Annotated in this window: 19 protein-coding genes; 9 read left to right on the top strand and 10 right to left on the bottom strand. The window is 41.6% G+C overall.

Features of this window, described 5'->3' with window-relative positions:
- Positions 1–67: 67 nt before the first annotated feature.
- Together WA1_RS42670 and WA1_RS42675 are read right to left on the bottom strand one after the other, a co-directional pair.
- On the bottom strand, positions 68–1,720 hold the full coding sequence (locus WA1_RS42670; protein WP_017749679.1) for a peroxidase family protein: 1,653 nt from the start codon (positions 1,718–1,720) through the stop codon (positions 68–70).
- A 564-nt stretch (positions 1,721–2,284) separates the two neighbouring features.
- Positions 2,285–2,470, bottom strand: coding sequence for a ribbon-helix-helix protein, CopG family (locus tag WA1_RS42675; RefSeq protein WP_026135339.1), 186 nt, complete (start codon positions 2,468–2,470; stop codon positions 2,285–2,287).
- Positions 2,471–2,529: 59 nt separating this feature from the next.
- Between WA1_RS42675 and WA1_RS42680 the strand changes: the two genes are divergently transcribed.
- On the top strand, positions 2,530–4,044 hold the full coding sequence (locus WA1_RS42680) for a hypothetical protein (RefSeq protein WP_017749677.1): 1,515 nt from the start codon (positions 2,530–2,532) through the stop codon (positions 4,042–4,044).
- A gap of 1 nt (position 4,045) precedes the next feature.
- Here the strand turns inward: WA1_RS42680 and WA1_RS42685 are convergent, their stop codons facing one another.
- From WA1_RS42685 to WA1_RS42695, 3 genes are all read right to left on the bottom strand, one after another.
- Positions 4,046–4,321, bottom strand: coding sequence for a hypothetical protein (locus WA1_RS42685; protein WP_017749676.1), 276 nt, complete (start codon positions 4,319–4,321; stop codon positions 4,046–4,048).
- Positions 4,322–4,638: 317 nt separating this feature from the next.
- A complete protein-coding gene (locus tag WA1_RS42690) occupies positions 4,639–5,082 on the bottom strand; it encodes an aminotransferase class V-fold PLP-dependent enzyme (RefSeq protein WP_017749675.1) in 444 nt (147 codons plus the stop codon).
- Between the two features lie 16 nt (positions 5,083–5,098).
- On the bottom strand, positions 5,099–6,298 hold the full coding sequence (locus WA1_RS42695; protein ID WP_017749674.1) for an FAD-dependent monooxygenase: 1,200 nt from the start codon (positions 6,296–6,298) through the stop codon (positions 5,099–5,101).
- Positions 6,299–6,449: 151 nt separating this feature from the next.
- On the opposite strand from WA1_RS42695, the gene bla reads away from it, so the two are divergent.
- On the top strand, positions 6,450–7,484 hold the full coding sequence (gene bla, locus WA1_RS42700) for a class A beta-lactamase (protein ID WP_017749673.1): 1,035 nt from the start codon (positions 6,450–6,452) through the stop codon (positions 7,482–7,484).
- A 16-nt stretch (positions 7,485–7,500) separates the two neighbouring features.
- Here bla and WA1_RS42705 read toward each other — a convergent pair whose 3' ends face one another.
- Both WA1_RS42705 and WA1_RS42710 read right to left on the bottom strand, forming a co-directional pair.
- On the bottom strand, positions 7,501–8,055 hold the full coding sequence (locus WA1_RS42705; protein WP_026135338.1) for a Uma2 family endonuclease: 555 nt from the start codon (positions 8,053–8,055) through the stop codon (positions 7,501–7,503).
- Between the two features lie 90 nt (positions 8,056–8,145).
- Entirely contained in the window at positions 8,146–8,673 is a 528-nt protein-coding gene (locus WA1_RS42710) for a Uma2 family endonuclease (RefSeq protein WP_272819349.1), read from the bottom strand.
- Between the two features lie 391 nt (positions 8,674–9,064).
- On the opposite strand from WA1_RS42710, the gene WA1_RS42715 reads away from it, so the two are divergent.
- The 4 genes from WA1_RS42715 to WA1_RS42730 all read left to right on the top strand — a co-directional run bounded on the left by WA1_RS42715 (position 9,065) and on the right by WA1_RS42730 (position 12,254).
- Complete coding sequence (locus WA1_RS42715) at positions 9,065–9,628, top strand: hypothetical protein (protein ID WP_017749670.1); 564 nt, start codon at positions 9,065–9,067, stop codon at positions 9,626–9,628.
- 80 nt (positions 9,629–9,708) lie between these two features.
- The gene (locus WA1_RS42720) at positions 9,709–10,350 is read left to right on the top strand and encodes a beta-carboxysome protein CcmP (RefSeq protein ID WP_026135337.1); all 642 of its coding nucleotides are present in this window, start codon (positions 9,709–9,711) and stop codon (positions 10,348–10,350) included.
- A gap of 7 nt (positions 10,351–10,357) precedes the next feature.
- Positions 10,358–11,104 (top strand): pentapeptide repeat-containing protein, encoded by a 747-nt coding sequence (locus tag WA1_RS42725; protein ID WP_017749668.1) that lies wholly within the window; start codon positions 10,358–10,360, stop codon positions 11,102–11,104.
- 796 nt (positions 11,105–11,900) lie between these two features.
- Positions 11,901–12,254, top strand: a complete 354-nt coding sequence (locus WA1_RS42730) for a hypothetical protein (RefSeq protein WP_017749667.1) — start codon at positions 11,901–11,903, stop codon at positions 12,252–12,254.
- Positions 12,255–12,318: 64 nt separating this feature from the next.
- Here WA1_RS42730 and WA1_RS60895 read toward each other — a convergent pair whose 3' ends face one another.
- The 3 genes from WA1_RS60895 to WA1_RS42740 all read right to left on the bottom strand — a co-directional run bounded on the left by WA1_RS60895 (position 12,319) and on the right by WA1_RS42740 (position 14,145).
- Entirely contained in the window at positions 12,319–12,444 is a 126-nt protein-coding gene (locus WA1_RS60895) for a hypothetical protein (protein ID WP_017749666.1), read from the bottom strand.
- Positions 12,441–12,797, bottom strand: coding sequence for a hypothetical protein (locus WA1_RS56135; RefSeq protein WP_148662885.1), 357 nt, complete (start codon positions 12,795–12,797; stop codon positions 12,441–12,443). The genes WA1_RS60895 and WA1_RS56135 overlap by 4 nt, the downstream gene beginning before the upstream one ends.
- Before the next feature lie 376 nt (positions 12,798–13,173).
- A complete protein-coding gene (locus WA1_RS42740) occupies positions 13,174–14,145 on the bottom strand; it encodes a metallophosphoesterase (RefSeq protein WP_017749663.1) in 972 nt (323 codons plus the stop codon).
- 688 nt (positions 14,146–14,833) lie between these two features.
- Between WA1_RS42740 and WA1_RS42745 the strand changes: the two genes are divergently transcribed.
- From WA1_RS42745 to WA1_RS42755, 3 genes are all read left to right on the top strand, one after another.
- On the top strand, positions 14,834–15,244 hold the full coding sequence (locus WA1_RS42745; protein WP_017749662.1) for a hypothetical protein: 411 nt from the start codon (positions 14,834–14,836) through the stop codon (positions 15,242–15,244).
- Between the two features lie 8 nt (positions 15,245–15,252).
- Entirely contained in the window at positions 15,253–16,422 is a 1,170-nt protein-coding gene (locus WA1_RS42750; RefSeq protein WP_017749661.1) for a n-acyl-d-glucosamine 2-epimerase, read from the top strand.
- A gap of 311 nt (positions 16,423–16,733) precedes the next feature.
- Positions 16,734–17,879 carry a hypothetical protein gene (locus WA1_RS42755; RefSeq protein ID WP_017749660.1) on the top strand — a complete coding sequence of 382 codons (1,146 nt, stop codon included), beginning with the start codon at positions 16,734–16,736 and terminating at the stop codon, positions 17,877–17,879.
- Positions 17,880–17,886: the final 7 nt, after the last annotated feature.

Consider the following 17,886-nt stretch of genomic DNA (forward strand, 5'->3'; position numbering starts at 1 on the left):
ATTTTATTTTTCCACCCCTCTGTTATTAATTATTGCTGGTCACTGGTCACCGGTCACTGGTCACTGATTAAAGCATGACTCCAGCAAACTTCAACAAGTCACCAATCTCGCGAATTTCTTTACCATTTGGTAGCTTGACGCCTTGAGATGGGTTCCAATCTTGGCTAAGGTAGGAAGAATCATCGTTTCTCATCAAACCAATGAAGGTTTCAGCAACAATGCGGCTACCAACTTCACCCAAGGAGTCGCCATTGGCCCGAATTTCAGACTCTTTAAGAATGTAATACCATGCTGGAGTCTTTTCTAGGAAAGGTGCAAGGGCTTGATTCATTTGTGTTGAATTACGGCGCTGAAGTTCTTCAGCTGTCAATCTTTTGACACCTAATTTATCAGCTAGACTCTGTCCTGTGGGAATACTGAGGAAGTATCCACGCAGTAGGTTTCTCTTGGCAAGGTGCTGGAGAAGTTTGTTAATGGCCTCGGTCTTACTTGGGTCGATTTCATTTTCCATATTTGACAAAAACTTTGTCAAACGCGTGTCAATCCTGCGTGCTGAATTTCTGCCTCTTATAGAAGCTCTTCCTTTGTCTGCAAAACGGTTCCACTCGATAATCCAGTTAAAGGGGAGAGTGGGATTACCTCCTAAACCTCCTTTACCTGTAAAGAGAAAGAGTAAATCGAATGTTGAATTAGTAACTGGTGGAGGAGTTAATTGTCTGTCAGTAAAATTACGGTTATGGTCATATGCACCGCGTATCAAACTATGTCCAAAGCGATAAGCTGCAACGGAGAATTCAAGGGGCATATAGAGTTCACCATTCCGGAGTTTGTAAAATTTCAGACCCCCGCTTAGGATACTATCTACTGTTCCCTTTACAGTCAATGTTTTGAGAAAATCATTGATAACCAGCCACTGGTAGTGCCAGCGAACTAACTGTTGCGCCCGATTGAACAGACTTACATTGTCTCCAGAATTTTCAGGTTCGTTAGCCCGTACCCAATCTACAACTGCATTATGGAACCGCAGGAAGGCAACATGGAGTTGTGCCACAATTAGATTCTCGTCGTTGCGACTGTCACCAATGATAGCTCTCTTGTTCTCATCGCGTGGCAGATCGCGTGTCAAATCGCCTTCAGGTGGAATTTTAACTCCAGGTATACCTGGAGCGTCAGTCGCTTTACCCACTTTCAGTTTGACGGGGTCGTTTTCTTGATAGAAACCCTTTGCTTCCGTAGGAGAACTGGGATCTAGAGTTGGCCCGTCACCATAAACACTGTCAAGATCGAATGTGGGTCGGCGCAAATTTTTGAGTTTCTCAATGACAGTGCTGGGTGGTAGAGGTTTGAAATCCTCCTTGGTAATGTCAGTTTTTAGATCTTCAGCAGTGCGATCTGTGTTGGCAGTAATATCATGGTCGATAAATTGTCCCAAATAAGTAAAAACTGGAGGTATTGTTGAGCTAATTGGTGCTTGTGGTGGAATTTGGGCAGAATCAGTGTTGTCAATCATTGCATCGCCCAAAGCTTTGAGTTTTGCAATTATATCTTTGGTATTTGTAGCTGGGAGTAGGCTGTTTGGATCTTTAGCAAGTTCTGGAAAAAGGTAATCAAAATCCGTCTCCACGTCGATCGCTCGCGTACCAGTTCCTTCAACAGACCTTTCTACAGCCTGTTCCTTGATATAACCACCGTGGCTAAATTGAAATGGGATGCTTTGCATTGTCTTCTCCTCGTTTATGTTTTCTTCTTTAGAAGGCTTTGCAGCTCAAAGTCGTGAATATTGCTTGAGATTCCAAAACTCCCGTCTTTTTTTAATAGGTGTTAGTGAAATCAACTTATGCACTATGAGCACTCACACTACGTTGACTACCTTTTTTCTAAGGTGTCAGACGAATCCCTTTTCTGGTATTACCTTTAAGGGTACTTTTAACAATCTGTCATTGCGCTTAGTGCTTAGCGATCGCGAAGCGTGCCGGAGGCAATCGCTCCCGTACAAAAGGTAATGATGATACAGTTTGATTGAGTCCGAAAAAAAGCTCTGTAAAATTTAATAATTGCGATTACAGGGGTTAAGGACTAGAATTGATAGCACAAGTTTCTTTTATAATACTATTTTTTAACAATACGCAATATTGCCACTACGCTGCGCTCCACATCAGCATCAGTTGTTGCCCAAGATGATACACCTGGATAACACGGGAGGCAGGTAGCCCCGAAGTAGCACAGTGACTCAGGAACTGTGCGACGTCATTTATGTCGGGGTGGAATGCCGACACGGCCCGTTTTAACGGGCGTGATATTTTCGTATTAGCTGCTCAATATATTCGCTACGACTTAAACCATTTAAAGCTGCTTGTTGCTCTACTAGTTCCCATATTTCTGTTGTTAGCCATAGTCCTTTTTGTTTTTTCAAAGAACTATAAAGGACAGGTTGATTTTTTATCCTTTTTTTGCCTTTTCCTGTTGACATACCTAGAACCATGCATTAAACTAAATAAATTTTAGCATAACTAAGGAGCGTATCTAAAGGTGGCTCGGAAAAAGACTCCATCTTTCATCACAGAAATTCCATTGATAGTAGACAGCGCTCAAGAAAAAGAGTTGCTGTCTCGATTTGAAGCATCTAGACAACTATACAATGCTTGTTTGAATGAAGCGATGGTTAGGATGGAGTTAGTACGTAATTCCGAGGCATTTAAGGCAGCTAAAAAAATTCCCAAATCCAAGAAAAAAGAACGAACTGATGCTTTTAGTGCAGCACGTTCTACTTACAGGTATTCCGATTATGACCTTCAAGCTTATGCAACGATTGTCGCTAATTCATCAAAATGGATAGCTGACAAAATCGATTCCAATACTCAACAGACAATTGCTAAAAGAGCATTCAAGGCATCTGAACGAGTCATATTTGTCCGAGCGAAAAAAGTTCGTTTCAAAGTGTCAAGTCGTTTCCGTTCTGTTGAAGGCAAGACCAACAAGCAAGGATTACGGTGGTTACACAATCAATTGGTTTGGGGTAGCCTTAAACTACGTCCAATTATTGATGAGTCAAATCCAGTTATCATACATGGGCTACAATCTCCTGTTAAATATGTTCGTATATTGTGGAGGGAGTTAAACGGTAAACGTCGTTGGTACGCACAACTTATCAATGAAGGGTTACCTTACCAAAAAGAAAAGAACTACGTTAGCAATGGATTAATTGGTTTGGATTTAAACATTTCCAACATTGCCTTTGTTGGAGACGAGAAAGCTGGTTTGTTACCTTTTGCGGAAAAAGTACCCACTTACGAAAAAGAGATTACTGTATTTCAAAGAAAAATGCAACGCTCGCAACGGGTAAACAATCCAGACAATTATGAGCCTGACTTTGAAATTAACAAAGGGCATCGTACTGTCAGGAAAAAAGGTAAGGTCAGAAAGGGTAAACGTGAATGGAAGCGTTCAAATAATTATAAAAAAGCGGCTCAAAAGAAACGAGAATTGCAACGCAAAAAAGCAGCATATGCCAAAAGCCAAAACCGCAAGATAGTTAATGAAATTCTGCGGCATGGTAACCTAATTAAGACTGAAAAAGTATCTGTAAGGAGTTGGCAGAAACGTTACGGTAAAGCCCTAGCTGCTAAATCTCCAGGTTTTGTAAAATCTGAATTGCAACGCAAAGTTGAAAAAACTGGTGGTCAATTCATTACCTTTTCTACTCAAAAAACAGCACTATCTCAAACTCATTTGGATGGTAGTCGTGTTAAAAAATCTCTGTCCCAACGAGTTCATTACGATGCAACTGGTATTAAAATGCATCGCGATCTCATGAGTGCTTACTTGAGTAGATTCGTTAATCAAGACGATAAACTGTCATTGCAAGATGCCCGTGATGGGTATCGTGGGGCGGAGTCGCTCCTGACGGAGGCGTGGCAGGAGTCTTTAAGCCGCGAACAAGTAAGCTTGTCCGAAAGTGGGTTGATTGCCCCAGAGCGTTTCTCCGACAAGCTAGGAAAAATTGACCAGATAGCTGTCTCTGGTGGAGTCCGGGCGAAAAGTTAATTCAAATTCCTAGCCAGAATCCACGAGCTAGAAGCTCGTGGTGTGGCTCAATAATTCGCATTGCTGTTTGTCCCTGCCAAACAGTACTGCTACACCAACAAGTGCCATCTGCTTGAATCTCTGCGATCGCACGAAGAGTTGTTTCTGCATCTCCAAAAGATACCAAGACTTGGTTCAAAACTACATCGTTGAGAATTTGATATCCAGCTGCTTGAATCTCTCTGGCAAAATGTCTTGCCCGATCTAATCTGGGAAATCTTAGACTTACAAATACCACCAACCTCAGGCAGAACTAATCCGAGGGTAATCAAGAAAACTCGTTCTAAATTTAAAACTAAAAAACGATGTCATAGAAATAATTATACTCCCCGGCAACAACTATCTTTTACAATTTTTACAACCGCTAGTTGACATCATCTAGTAGTAGAAGATAGTTGAACTAGATAGAAAATTAAAAGGGACAAGGTTTAGAGATTTTTTCAATTAAATATAAACATTCTTGAGAGATACTTGCTCATCTCTTGTGGGTTCATTTATACAAATTTCTCTCATTTTTGTTCTCGTAAATAAAACGAGAACAGTTTCTTCGGAATTTTAGGCTTCACTTTCCCTTAACCGAGCAGTATTGCTATCATAAGGCACATTCAACCACTTATGAGCATCCGTTGCCCAAGAGTCTGCTTGTTCCACACCATCTGTCAGATAAGCTAAAGATGGAGATGCTGCAGCCCAAAGTCCGAACGCACCATCAACGTGTACCCACACTCCTGATGTCCGTGTACGTTCGCAAATGTCGCCCACGGGATCGCATGCACCAGTGTTGACGTTTCCGACTTGGGTACAAACGAGCGCAGGACTTGTCACAAACGGGATTGCCTCCGGACGCATCCGCCCTTGAGAGTCTAGTGGTACTTTTACCACTCGATTGCGACCCAATCCCAATAATCCCAGTGCTTTGAGCAAACTCGGATGTACTTCTTCTCCAACCACGACTGTAATGGGTGGTGCGCCAAACAACCCATCAGCCTCTACATTCATTTCAGATGTGATTCCCTTAAACGGTTAATTTTATTTGCCTGACGCCTTGACGCAACTCACGCTGTCGCTTGAGCCAAGACTGTCGAACAGGGTTGCTAATTAAAGGAGCAAATTGACTCGCCCCCCATCTTAAGAATGCGCTGTTACCCAATCGTTCGGCAAGAGAGGCTTCCTCAGCTTGAAGTTGCTGTGCTCGAATAATCTCTGGTTCTCGCTCGGCTTGAATTTGTGGTAGCGCGGCATCAATTGCTGCATATCTAGCTTCCGAAAGCAACAGGGTAACGAGATGATTGGCTGTAACAATAACATCTCGTAATGCCATATTAATACCTTGAGCGCGGATAGGTGACATGGGGTGAGCGGCGTCTCCTAAAAGTAGTAATCCTGGTGTGTACCAGCGCGGACAGCGCCCAACGACAACAGATAACAACACGGGTCGCTCAATAGTTTGAGCATTGTGCTGGAAATGCTCTGCCAACCATGGGGGTGATGCGGAAGCAAGCATAACAGGCCAATCGACGTGTTTCCAGTCTAGGGAGTCGCGTTCGCGAAGCGCCCAGCCTACTTGGAGATTGCCTTCTGAGGAACGGAACAACCCAAATGCACGATCGCCGTGAAGAATTGAATAAAAGATATTCTCAGTTTCAAAGCGCGGGCTATCTGCTAATTTAAACCACAGAATATCAAAGCTTTGAGATTGTTGCTCTAAATGCAAGTTGGCACAGCTACGAACAATGGAATTACGACCATCTGCTCCAATGACTAAATCGGCAAAAAACGAGCGATCGTCACCTAATTTTACACCAGAAACCCGTTTGTCGCTCCAGTGTAAATCCCTGACGGTTGTACCCTGGACGAACTCAAAATTGGGATAGGTGCTGGCAAGATTAATTAATTTTTCGAGGAGGGCGGGCTGTGAAACGAGGGTGCAAGGCTTACCACCCGGTTCGATTGGTTCATTCACTCGAAATAGCGTTCGGTTGTTGATGGAGAATTCCCAAGCATCTAGGGGGCGATTTGGAATGGACTCTAGTACGGATAGTAACTCCATCTGTTCTAGGGCATCTAGCCCACTGGGCATCAGTCCCTCACCGCGAAATACTCTTTGGAAGTTACGGGATGCTTCAATGAGTTTGACTGATATGCCTCGTTTGACTAGGAGGAGTGCTAGTGTTGCACCAGTTGGTCCTGCTCCAACAATGACAACTTGATTCATATGTGTTATCGAATTTTAGCTTGTACTATTTTAATGGAACCGCAGATGAACGCGGATGCACGCTGATGAATATCTACTTCTTTGGGATGAGAGGCAATAGAAAAGAGAAAGTAAAATTAATTTACGGATTTGTTCATGAAGTTAGATCGCGATGCTTTCAGTTTTTGTACGTCGTTTTTTGCTTTCGTTGTTAGCAGTGGTGCTGCTAGGGTCTGTGTTGTTGCCACTTCAAGCACGGGAATCTTTTGTCACTACAGCACAGATTAACACGACACTGTTAAACAGTGTTGATGTCTCAGCCGCTCAAGGTAATGTTGGAATTGGGGTTTTAGACTTGAGCACTGGTAAAAGTTGGTTTCGCAATGGCAAGCAGCGCTTTCCTATGCAAAGCGTATACAAACTTCCGATCGCGATCGCCACTTTAAAGCGGGTGGATGAGGGTAAGTTTGCACTTAACCAACCTATAACTGTTACTCGTCAGGAACTTGCGCCGGAATGGAGTCCAATTACTAAAGAGTTTAAGGGTAACAGTCAACAATTTACGGTTCAAAATCTTCTCGAACGTTCTGTTGGTATTAGTGATAATACAGCAGCTGATGTTTTAGTACGATTGGTGGGTGGAACTGGTCAAGTTAATGCGATTTTAGGTAGGCTGAAAATTCGTGATGTCCGTGTGGATAGATTAGAGCGACAATTACAGTCTGATTGTGTGGGACTGACAAAATTTCGCCCAGAATTAGCTGATGAAAAAAAATGGTCTGAAGCTGTACAAAAGATACCGGATAGTGTTAAAAAATCGGCTGTAGAAAGGTATCTGGTAGATCCGCGAGACACTGCTACTCCTGAAGGTATAGTTGACCTTTTAGTCAAGTTGCAATCCAATCAGTTATTGTCTCAAAAATCTACTGCTTTATTACTCAAAATAATGACTGATTCGCCAACTGGTGCAAAGCGGCTGAAAGCAGGTCTACCGAATAATTGGTCTATTGCACATAAGACGGGTAGCGGTCCGGATGTTCTGGGAATTGGTACTGCTACAAATGATGTTGGTATAGTGAGTTCACCAAATGGGAAGCGGGTTGCGATCGCTGTTTTTATAGCTGGTTCAAAAGCTCCTGTTGAAGCCCGTGAAAAAGTGATGTCTAATGTTGCCTCGGCAGTCGTAAAAGCTGTGGAGATCGATTAGAATATTGCTTATTTGCCTAACTTTTCAGTAATTGCTCGATAGAAACTGCGAGATCGGGAAACGCCAACGGGTTAATATAACCTTGGATTAAAGTTTCTTTTGATTGATAACCTTTATCTGTAGGTACGCGAAACATAATGAGTTCCATAGTACGCAAATTAATCACCCAGTACTCTGGAATTCCTACAGATGAATAAATTTTGTTTTTATCTTCTAAGTCTTTATTTAAACTAGAGTCTGAGTACTCAATCAGCCAAAATATATTTTCTGGATAAGGATGATGCTGTCGGTAATCTCGTCCCAAACGTTGAACCACAGCAATATCGGGTTCTGGTTCGGAGTTACTTTGTAGCAATGTGATAGGCTTAGCTTGTCGAACTTTTGCCCTCTCACCCAACAAATACATTAGGTACTCTCCAGCCTCGTCGCTAGAGTAAGCGTGAGATTCTCCTTCAGGAGCCATTTCTACAATCTCTCCATTCAGCAACTCGACGTGACGTTTTTCCAAAATTCCGGCTGCAATCATTCGATGATAGTCTTCAATTGTCCACTTTGCAGTTGTTAAAGTCACAGTGAATACCTCTAGGCTTAGTGAACGCTTTTCAGCTTCCACTTTTATCCTAATCTGCTTTTTACTTAAAATCCCCTGAACCAATGTCATTCATTCTTCGCTGCGTTCTAATTCCATTCGCTCCTTAAATTCTCTCTTTGCTTGAACATGGTCTGAAATTAAGGTACATTCTTCCAATAAAGATATGTTTAGTTCTGGCAAGAACTCACTCGACATAATTTGTTCATACCCATGAGTTTCTAAAAATTCTGATGGTACTTCCTCTCGTAAATGATAAAGTTTGAGCCGATTGATTTCCCAAAACCAAACTTCAGAAACTCCTAAGCGTTGGTAAGTCTTAAGTTTGTCGATGCTACCACTCGTGATAATTACCTCTATAGCTAGGTCTGGAATATCTTTTTCCGTCCCGATGCTATAGCATTCATCTGGTTCTGCCCCAGCTTTTTTAAGTTGTTTTTTTACAGTAGGGCTGCCCATAGGAGTGTATTGAAATCCTTTCTCGTCAAGATAAGTTTCTACTGTTTTTCTCCGCGATCGCGTAAATATTATTCCATGAATGCCATTTTTTCGTATTTTATTCTTTCTCCTTAGGGACTTCCAAATAAAAAAATATCCCAAAATTTCTTGTGGTGCGGGCGTCCCCGCCCGCCACTAGCATAGGACGGGCGAGGACGCCCATCCCACAAGATGGATAATTTATTTCTTGGAAGTCCCTTAACTCTTGTGAACTTTCTACACCCTGTGATCCCAAATCTGGGTTTAATATCCCTTTTATAATTTAGTCCGCGTAGGCAGACTTCGTTTGTTTAGCCAAGACTTCAGTCGTTTGGACTTAAAGAGGTTATCAAAAAAGTTAGATCCCCGACTTCTTAAAGAAGTCGGGGATCTGGACATCGTAAATTCTCATAAATCAAATAGAATTGCTAGATTTTTTAATAAAACTTTATTTTATTTAAATAACGAATAATTTAGTATTAACGGATACATGAATTTTTATGAAGAGTGATTTATGAAAAAACGAAATCCACGCCGCAAAGGAAAAGGATATCTGTTAGCAATAATCATGGCTTTAGGAATAAGTTCCCTAGCATTATACATTATTTTCTTGACTCATATTGTTAGAGCTAGAATTATAAATAATAATAATTTAGTTAAAGCTTTTGAAGCTCAAAGAGAACAACAATTGTACGAGCCAAATTTTGTCCCTAAAGTTGTCATACAAAGAGGTCGTGAATCTGAGAAAGGATTTGATTTGAAATGTCTAACTTGGTCTACAGATAAAGGAGTCAGTGGTTGGACGAGAGACAAGAGAGATAGCGATTTTTTTATAGATTATTATGTACCTCCCAATAAAGATGCCATTATTTGCGTATCTCCAGCTTTTGCAACTGCAATAACTGCCGCAACCGGGAAACCTTTTGTCTATGAAGCTTACCCAACTGATTATGGCTTGCGTATTCGTATCATCATTGGTGCTTCTGAAGTCAGAGGAATGTGTCAGAGTTTGACAGGTGATGCCAATTGTGCAAATTTTTTCCTGTCACAAGAAGCAGTTGTGCGGTATGAGCCGTAGATCCCCTCTTATGGTAGTTTAAAGTTAACTTCATATTTTGCAACATCTAACTTTAACCTTTATGACTGGAGAGAACAACCTTGGGCATAGAACTACGGAGTTTCGTATTTCTCGACAGCCTGCAGCCTCAACATGCGGCATATATGGGAGCAGTCGCTCAAGGGTTCTTGCCATTACCGGGAGACACATCGCTGTGGATTGAAATATCTCCTGGGATCGAAATTAATCGAATCACGGATGTAGCGCTCAAAGCTGCCTCTGTCCGCCCAGGAGTACAGGTCGTTGAACGATTATACGGTCTGCTAGAAGTTCATTCTCCCTCTCAAGGCGAAACTCGAGCTGCCGGTCAAGCGATTTTGGCGGCGCTGGGCCTCCGAAAGGACGAATGTCTCAAACCACGTGTTGTTTCCAGCCAAATTATCCGCAATATTGATGCTTATCAAACACAACTTATCAACCGCACGCGAAAGGGGCAGCTTTTACTGGCAGGACAAACACTGTATGTACTAGAGGTAGAGCCTGCTGCTTATGCTGCTCTGGCTGCAAATGAAGCAGAGAAAGCCGCATCGATTAATATCCTGGAGATTCAAGCTGTAGGTAGCTTTGGGCGATTGTACTTAGGTGGACAAGAACGGGATATTCTGGCGGGGGCGGCGGGGGCGTTAACGGCGATAGAAAATGTAGCAGGTCGGATAAATCCTAAGGGCGGGCGTCAGGAGTAGTAGGAAAATGGCAAATCAAAGGCATCTGGATCTACTGAAAGCAGGCGCAGTGACATGGATGGAATGGCGAGAAAAATATCCTCAGGTTGAACCAGATCTGAGTGGTGCTGACCTCCAAGGGCTTGACTTAAGCAGAATCGATCTCAGCCATGCTTCTCTTGTACAAGTAAATCTGTGTGGTTCAGACCTCAGTGGTGCTATATTTTACAAAGCAAACCTTAGGGAAGCTAAGTTAAGGGAAGCTAAATTCAGTGTTGCTAATTTGAGTGGGGCTAAATTAATACAGGCAGATCTCAGCTATGCCAATCTGATTGGCTCTGACTTAAGTGAGGCAAATCTCAAAGAAGCTGCGATCGCAGACGCTAACCTGATTGGTACTGACTTAAGAGGTGCTAACCTGAGAGGTACTGATTTGGGTACTGCAAAGCTCATCCGAACCAACCTCAGTTTTGCAAACTTAACCGCAGCCAATTTAACTGGTGCAGATCTCAGTCATGCCAACTTGTATGAAGCAGAAGTGATGGGGGCTTACCTTTACAAAACTGACCTTTATAAAAGTAATCTCAGCAACGCTCACTTAAGTAGTGCGTATTTAGTTAGGGCTAATTTGAGTGAGGCTGACTTAAATAAAGCTGACTTGAGATGGGCTAATCTTAAAGGAGCAAACTTAACCGGAGCTAACCTTAGAGGAGCTTACCTGAGTGGAGCGAATTTTCAGGGAACAATTCTACCTGATATACTAAAAACGGTTTAGAATCTGATTTTCCAACAATTGTCAAGTATTCGTAGGGGCGCAAGGCATTGCGCCCCTACAAATGCTGTGAAACACTCCGAAAAAGAAAAGTTTTTAGCCGTTCACAGTATACAAAGCAATAATCTGTTTCTGGGATATCTCTTAGAGGATATTTGAAAAGTCTCAATTAATACAGCCTTGGCGATTGGAAATCGCGGCTATACAAGCAAAACCCACCTACGTGGGTTTTAACCCCCATTCCGCACCCCCCACTGTCACAATCGGTTTTCTCGTATTTTTACTAACGGTAAAAGCTTTATTTTATACAAATATGGGGAAATTATCGATGGCGATCGCCAACACCAAATCCTCAAACCTCCAAAATTCGTAGTGTGACACTTTAGGGTGCGGAAGGTGGGTTTAATATCCTGATTTCCCGTTAGTCCTTGCCTTGCGGACTTAGTTTGTATAGTAGCGAATTCTATTCGCCCAAAACTTTTCAAACATCCTCTTAAGCGAAAATTAGAACCCCGGTAACTTTTGCGAAACCGGGGTTCTGACACCTCAACTATCCTTAACCGAGTAGTATCGACACGAACTTTGCGATCGCGGTCACTGCTAGTAAGTGATAAATATCACTCAATAGCAGTACCAGTAACACTACCAGTGGTATTTATATATTGCATCCTAGTATTAGAGAAATTACTCAGTTATTACTAAAGTCTCAGTACGCAATTCTGTATACTATGCACTAAGTAAGATTAAGGGTAATTTTATTTAAGTTAATGTACTCTTAATAACGATTAAAAAAAATATTATGAATAAGTTACTACAAATACAATTAAAGTTAAATACTTTCGGCTTCCTAAAGTTCAGCTTGATAACCCTTGCAATATTGCTTTCCTTTGGAGCTTATTCTCGCGCAAATGCTGAATCAGAGTCAGCAGAAGTAGAAGTTATATCCGTACCGTCACAAGAAGCGTATTATATAGACGATAAGACCCAAAACAATCCTAGTGGCGATCGCTCTAACTTAAAAAATAAAAATACTTCAGGTAATGGTAATTTATACGTGCCTGAAATTTTGGAAAATAATCAAAATGCCAATACAGCAAATTCTGCACCAAGCACTCTCAATTCTCCCGATAAGAGAGAGACAAGTAAAACGTAGTTTGTACCACAGACATTCTTGAACAAATTCGTTTACCAACTACCACCTCCGCCTCCTCCATCACTCATTCCACCCCCAAAATCGCTACCGCTACTATAGTTTCCTCCAGAGTCACTACCCCAACTGCTGCTAGACTCGCTACCACCATAGTTTCCTCCAGACTCGCTACTCCAACTTCCATCAGAATCATCGGCAATATTCTGATTCTACTGCCGAATCAGATGATTTCCTTTTGGAAACCGGACTGCTTGTGTAAGTACGAATGTGTATCGTTTTTTCAGTCATTTCTGAGTAGCAGGTAGCACAGTACCAACCAATTCGTTCTGTTTTGGCAGATTGCGATTGTACTAAGTCATTTAATATCAAGAAAGGTCTCAGTTTTTCGCCTCTAATTGCTTTCATCGGATTGCGACATTTAGCACAGTGAACGGGATAATGTTTGTTTTCTGCATGACCATGCGATCGCCCTTGAGGCAAAATGAGAAGCGCATTCTTAGAGGATGTTTGAAAAGTTTTGGGCGAATAGAATTCGCTACTATACAAACTAAGTCCGCAAGGCAAGGACTAACGGGAAATCAGGATATTAAAACCCACGTAGGTGGGTTTTGCTTGTATAGCCGCGATTTCCAATCGCCAAGGCTGTATTAATTGAGACTTTTCAAACATCCTCTTAGGGAGTTCCAGTGGAGGAATAGTTTCCTGCGTATCGTCAGTGTAACCGCAACAATGGCAGTTTTGTCGGAATCCCGCTCCAAAGAATTTGCTTAACGAATTTAACTAACAATTTTTTAACTCATCTCTTGCAACTACTTTAGCTACTAGAGAATACAAATCTAACTAGAAGATTTACTGAAATTTTTGGGAAATGAAAAGAGAGCGCAAGATCCCCCACTTCTCCAAGAAGTCGGGGATCTAACTACTAAGGGATAATTTCTTGATTGACCTCAAACAGATTTGGGTTACGTGGGTTAACTGTCAAGCGCAGCCAATGAACGTTGGGAGAACCAAACGTCTCAATTCGAGTAAAATTAGTGATAATGGTGCCATCAGATTTAGTCAGAGGTTTATCAATTCGGAAGTAATGGCTATCTCCATGAACGAGTATCACTTGCTTGCTATAGTTTCGCAATTCTGTTTGTAAGGCATTAATAAATTCATTAAAGCCAGTTCGTTCTGCATTAGTTGGTGCTAAATCAAAGTTTGGATTGGCATGGATAACGATCGCCAAACCCAAGTTATCATTCGCTTTAGCAAGAGCAAAGGCTTCCTCTAACCAAACAAGGTTAGCCGCATTACGTTCTGCATATTCTGCATCATTTTCTGCATTCCGCCCAAGGTTATTATTGCTACCAACAACGTGTATTCCCACAAACAGCACATTTCCTGATACCCAACGGATATTTTCACGGAACTTGCTGTATTTTGAATTCTCACTTTGTCGGGTTAGCGGAATTGTTGATTGTCCAAAACTGCGATCGCCCTGTGTAGCAAGTTCGCGTAATTTTGCTAGACGTTCAATGGGATCGTATTCACCAGCCGCCGGACGATGGCAATCTGTCCATTCATTATCTCCAGGAGTATAAATGAGAGGCTGTTTGAATTTCTGGAAGTCTTGCAGTCGCTCTGTGAAAAGCTCATCGGAGCAAAGACTAGAACCACTTTTAAAGTCGCCATCATGAATGACGAATTGAACTGATGATTGATTGATGTCCTGAATTAACTCTTGAAATTTTGCTTCTTGTCTGGTATCGTAGGGCAAATCGCCAATCAGAGCCACCTCGAAACGTTTTGTACTCCATGGTGCTTGTGCGATCGCTGAAGGAATGAAACTTATAATCAGACCAAGCAAACAGAGAGGAATTAGTACTTTTACAAGTTTTTTGAATTGCATATTTTAGGTCTTTGTTGGTAACAAAGTGTTACGAAAGTTGGAAGTTTACAGATTCAATAACTAGAAAAGTTTAAGATTAAGGGATTAAGAGTAAATTAAGAATACATCTAGAAAAGAATAAATTTGTAATTTTTACATAGAGCAAGAATAATAAAAATCACAAAGATAATTGAGGTGTCAGAACCCCGGTTTCGCAAAAGTTACCGGGGTTCTAAGAGGATGTTTGAAAAGTCACAATTAATACAGCCTTGGCGATTGGAAATCGCGGCTATACAAGCGAAACCCACCTACGTGGGTTTCAAAACCTTAATTTCTCGTTAGTCCGCGCAGGCGGACTTTGTTTGTATAGTAGCGAATTTTATTCGCCCAAATCTTTTCAAACATCCTCTAAGGCTCAGTAATTGTTCAAAAATCAAATAGGAGTCCTATAGAAGCTTCCAAATGTCGAATTTGCCTTGTTGTTAACTATTCCAAAGAAAAGGCTTGTCCCACGTTTTTTGATCGTCAGGAAGATTTGAATAAGTCAAAGTTTTCAAATTTGAATACTTCGTTAGATGAAATTATTTTCAAAAATTTAGGGGCTTGCCAGTTCTTAAAGAGGTTGTAAAAATACTAATTAGACACTCGCTGGCTGTGGTATATTTTTAACAGTGCTGTCTGCTCACACCATCTCCTCAACATCGACACTATGAAAATTGACCGATTGCAGGAACTTAAGCAAAAACTGACGAATGAAACAGACTTGTCCCATGTATGGTCATTTTATATGGATCATTTTGCGGATGATCCAAAATTTACTCAACTGGGTGAGCCAGCGTCTAATGAATACCTAGATGCTGTCCTTCACAAAACTTGTCAGTATATGTTTGGCAGGACAATAAAGATTACGAACTTTTTCCTGATATACATTGCAAAGTATCAGTTATTTCATGGACCTTTCCAAGTTAAAGGACGTATTGGGGGTGTGATTTATTTCGAGGATATCAAAATTGGGTTACTTGCAGTGTCGGCAGATGCTCCCCCTACCGATGTGGTGAAGTATTCACGTTTTTCTGAGATAATTCAACTGTCGGGACCTAATCGTAACGATCTCAATTGAGAGAATTTATGGAGTACAACTTTAAAGAGTTAGCCGAACTTTATAAAAATGCTTTCTTCAACGATGTACTCCCATTTTGGGAAAAATATTCGATTGACCGAGAGTACGGTGGTTATTTTACCTGCATCGATCGCGAAGGTAAGGTTTACGACACCGATAAGTTTATCTGGCTGCAAAACCGTCAGGTATGGACTTATTCCAAATTTTACAACCAGATAGAAAAACGGGAATCCTGGCTGAAAATTGCTAGCAATGGTGCTCGTTTTCTTGCTCAACACGGTCGCGATGATGAAGGTAACTGGTACTTTGCGCTGACTCGTGAAGGGAAACCGTTGGTTCAACCCTACAATATCTTTTCTGATTGCTTTGCAGCAATGGCTTTTAGCCAATATGCCCTTGCCTGTGGTGAAGATTGGGCAAAAGATGTGGCTGTGCAGGCTTATAATAATGTTCTACGCCGTAAGGACAACCCCAAGGGGAAGTATAACAAGACATATCCGGGTACGCGATCGCTAAAATCATTGGCAGTACCCATGATATTGGCTAATCTAACTTTAGAAATGGAATGGTTGCTGCCCAACGAGACTCTAGAGAACGTTCTTAACTCCACTGTTCGGGAAGTGATGACCGATTTTCTAGACCGAGAACGGGGACTCATGTATGAAAATGTTGCTTCTGACGGTTCCCATGTTGATTCTTTTGAAGGTCGTCTCATTAACCCCGGTCATGGGATAGAAGCGATGTGGTTCATTATCGATATTGCCCATCGTCGTAACGATATGACAACGATTAACCAAGCTATTGATGTGGTGCTAAACATCCTCAACTTTGCTTGGGACCCTGAATACAATGGATTGTATTATTTTATGGATGCAACTGGTCATCCCCCACAACAGCTGGAATGGGATCAAAAACTGTGGTGGGTACATTTGGAATCGTTGGTTGCGCTGGCAATGAGTTATCGTCTGACGGGACGTGAGGCGTGTTGGGAGTGGTACCAAAAAATGCACGATTATACTTGGTCGCATTTTGCCGATCCAGAATATGGTGAGTGGTTTGGCTACCTCAACCGCCGTGGTGAAGTTTTATTAAACCTCAAAGGTGGCAAATGGAAAGGCTGCTTCCACGTACCTCGTGCTTTATACCTTTGCTGGCAGCAGTTTGAGGCTTTGCTCTAACGACTCTAACAGTAGGGTTGGCATTGCCCACCCTACTTATCATGAGTATTTTTTATAGCGCTGTTTTCCAAAACTAATTATAAAAAATGATTCTGACAGTAGCAATTTCCTCAATAAAGTTGTATATTTTGTAAATTATTCGTATAAAGGATAATGAGTACAAATCTATACGCTCGCAAGTTGGAGGTATAAGCGCTAAAGTATTTAACAATACTTAAAGATAAATCATTCTAAAAAATGACCATTAATTCAAATTTTAGGTTAAAGTTAACCTAATGTTAACCTTTTAGCTAGACCTAGCTGTTGGGTAAATGGCCAAAACTAAAAGTAGTCGCAAGAGATTAAGTCTCGGTTTGCAAAAATCAGAAGACTTAGTCTCTTATCATCTGAAGGGCGATGAAGTGAATAAAGAGACAAAACAAGTTGTTGCACAGTCAACAGGGCAACCTTTTGGCGAGTTGCACATTATCTATGCAACATCAGGGCGCGTCCGAGTCCGTGCTATTGACGGGGGTAATAACACAAAACTTGATACTATCTGCCAAAGTTTACATCGGCGAACTGGTATCAATGAAGTTTATGTCAACGAGCAAACGGGCAGTTTGGTCATTCATTATGATGAGCAAAGGCTGTCTTTGTCCCAAATGGTGGAGTTACTCCAGTCATTTGGTGTAGAGAAGCAGTCATCGCCTCACAATGCAAGCAAGACAGATCCTTTTGCTGCTTGGAAATCTCCAGATTTTTGGAAAGAACAGGGAATTTCGTTTATTCCCTTATTTGCCGGATTAGCGGTAACCAAAAGGTTGGGGATCGTGGGTTTAGCTGCATTTCCTGTATACTTCATTACAGCTAATGCAACTCGTCGTGTTATAAGTTATCTAGAATCACAATTTTCAGCAGCAGAAAAAAACTCATCAAATGATGGAGATGATGATTCGGCTGTAAAACTCAATAAACCTGACAAATCGCTGTTATCAAAAGTGGAGCAAACATCTATCGGCACAGCAGCCCAGTCTGCAAAAATTACTTACAATGTCGTTCACGCCATTCCGGGACGCATCAGATTTAATGTACCCCGCGTTGCACGCGATCGCGCCTATGCTAAGCGACTTGAGAGGTTGCTTAAGACAGATTCTCACGTGACAACTGTAAGAGTGAGTTGCGATGCAGCCTCAGTTGCCATTAGCTATGGAACCAGTCAAATACCAGTTTCTTACTGGGCGAATTTGATGCAGTTAGCTGATGAGTCAATCCCGCAAACACCAACAGTAAAGACTCCAATTGAGCAACAACTTCCAGAACCAGAGCAAAATCAGTCTATCCAATCGATACTATCCATAAGGACGAACGAGGAAAGAGTTTTGGAAGACGATAGTTTATGGTCTGATTACAAAACGCCGGCTCTATCTGCAGCACTATCCTTCATGGCTAACTTTCCATTAGATATGGTTTCATAAGAGTTTT

Source organism: Scytonema hofmannii PCC 7110 (genome assembly GCF_000346485.2).
GTDB classification, from domain to species: Bacteria; Cyanobacteriota; Cyanobacteriia; order Cyanobacteriales; family Nostocaceae; genus Scytonema; species Scytonema hofmannii.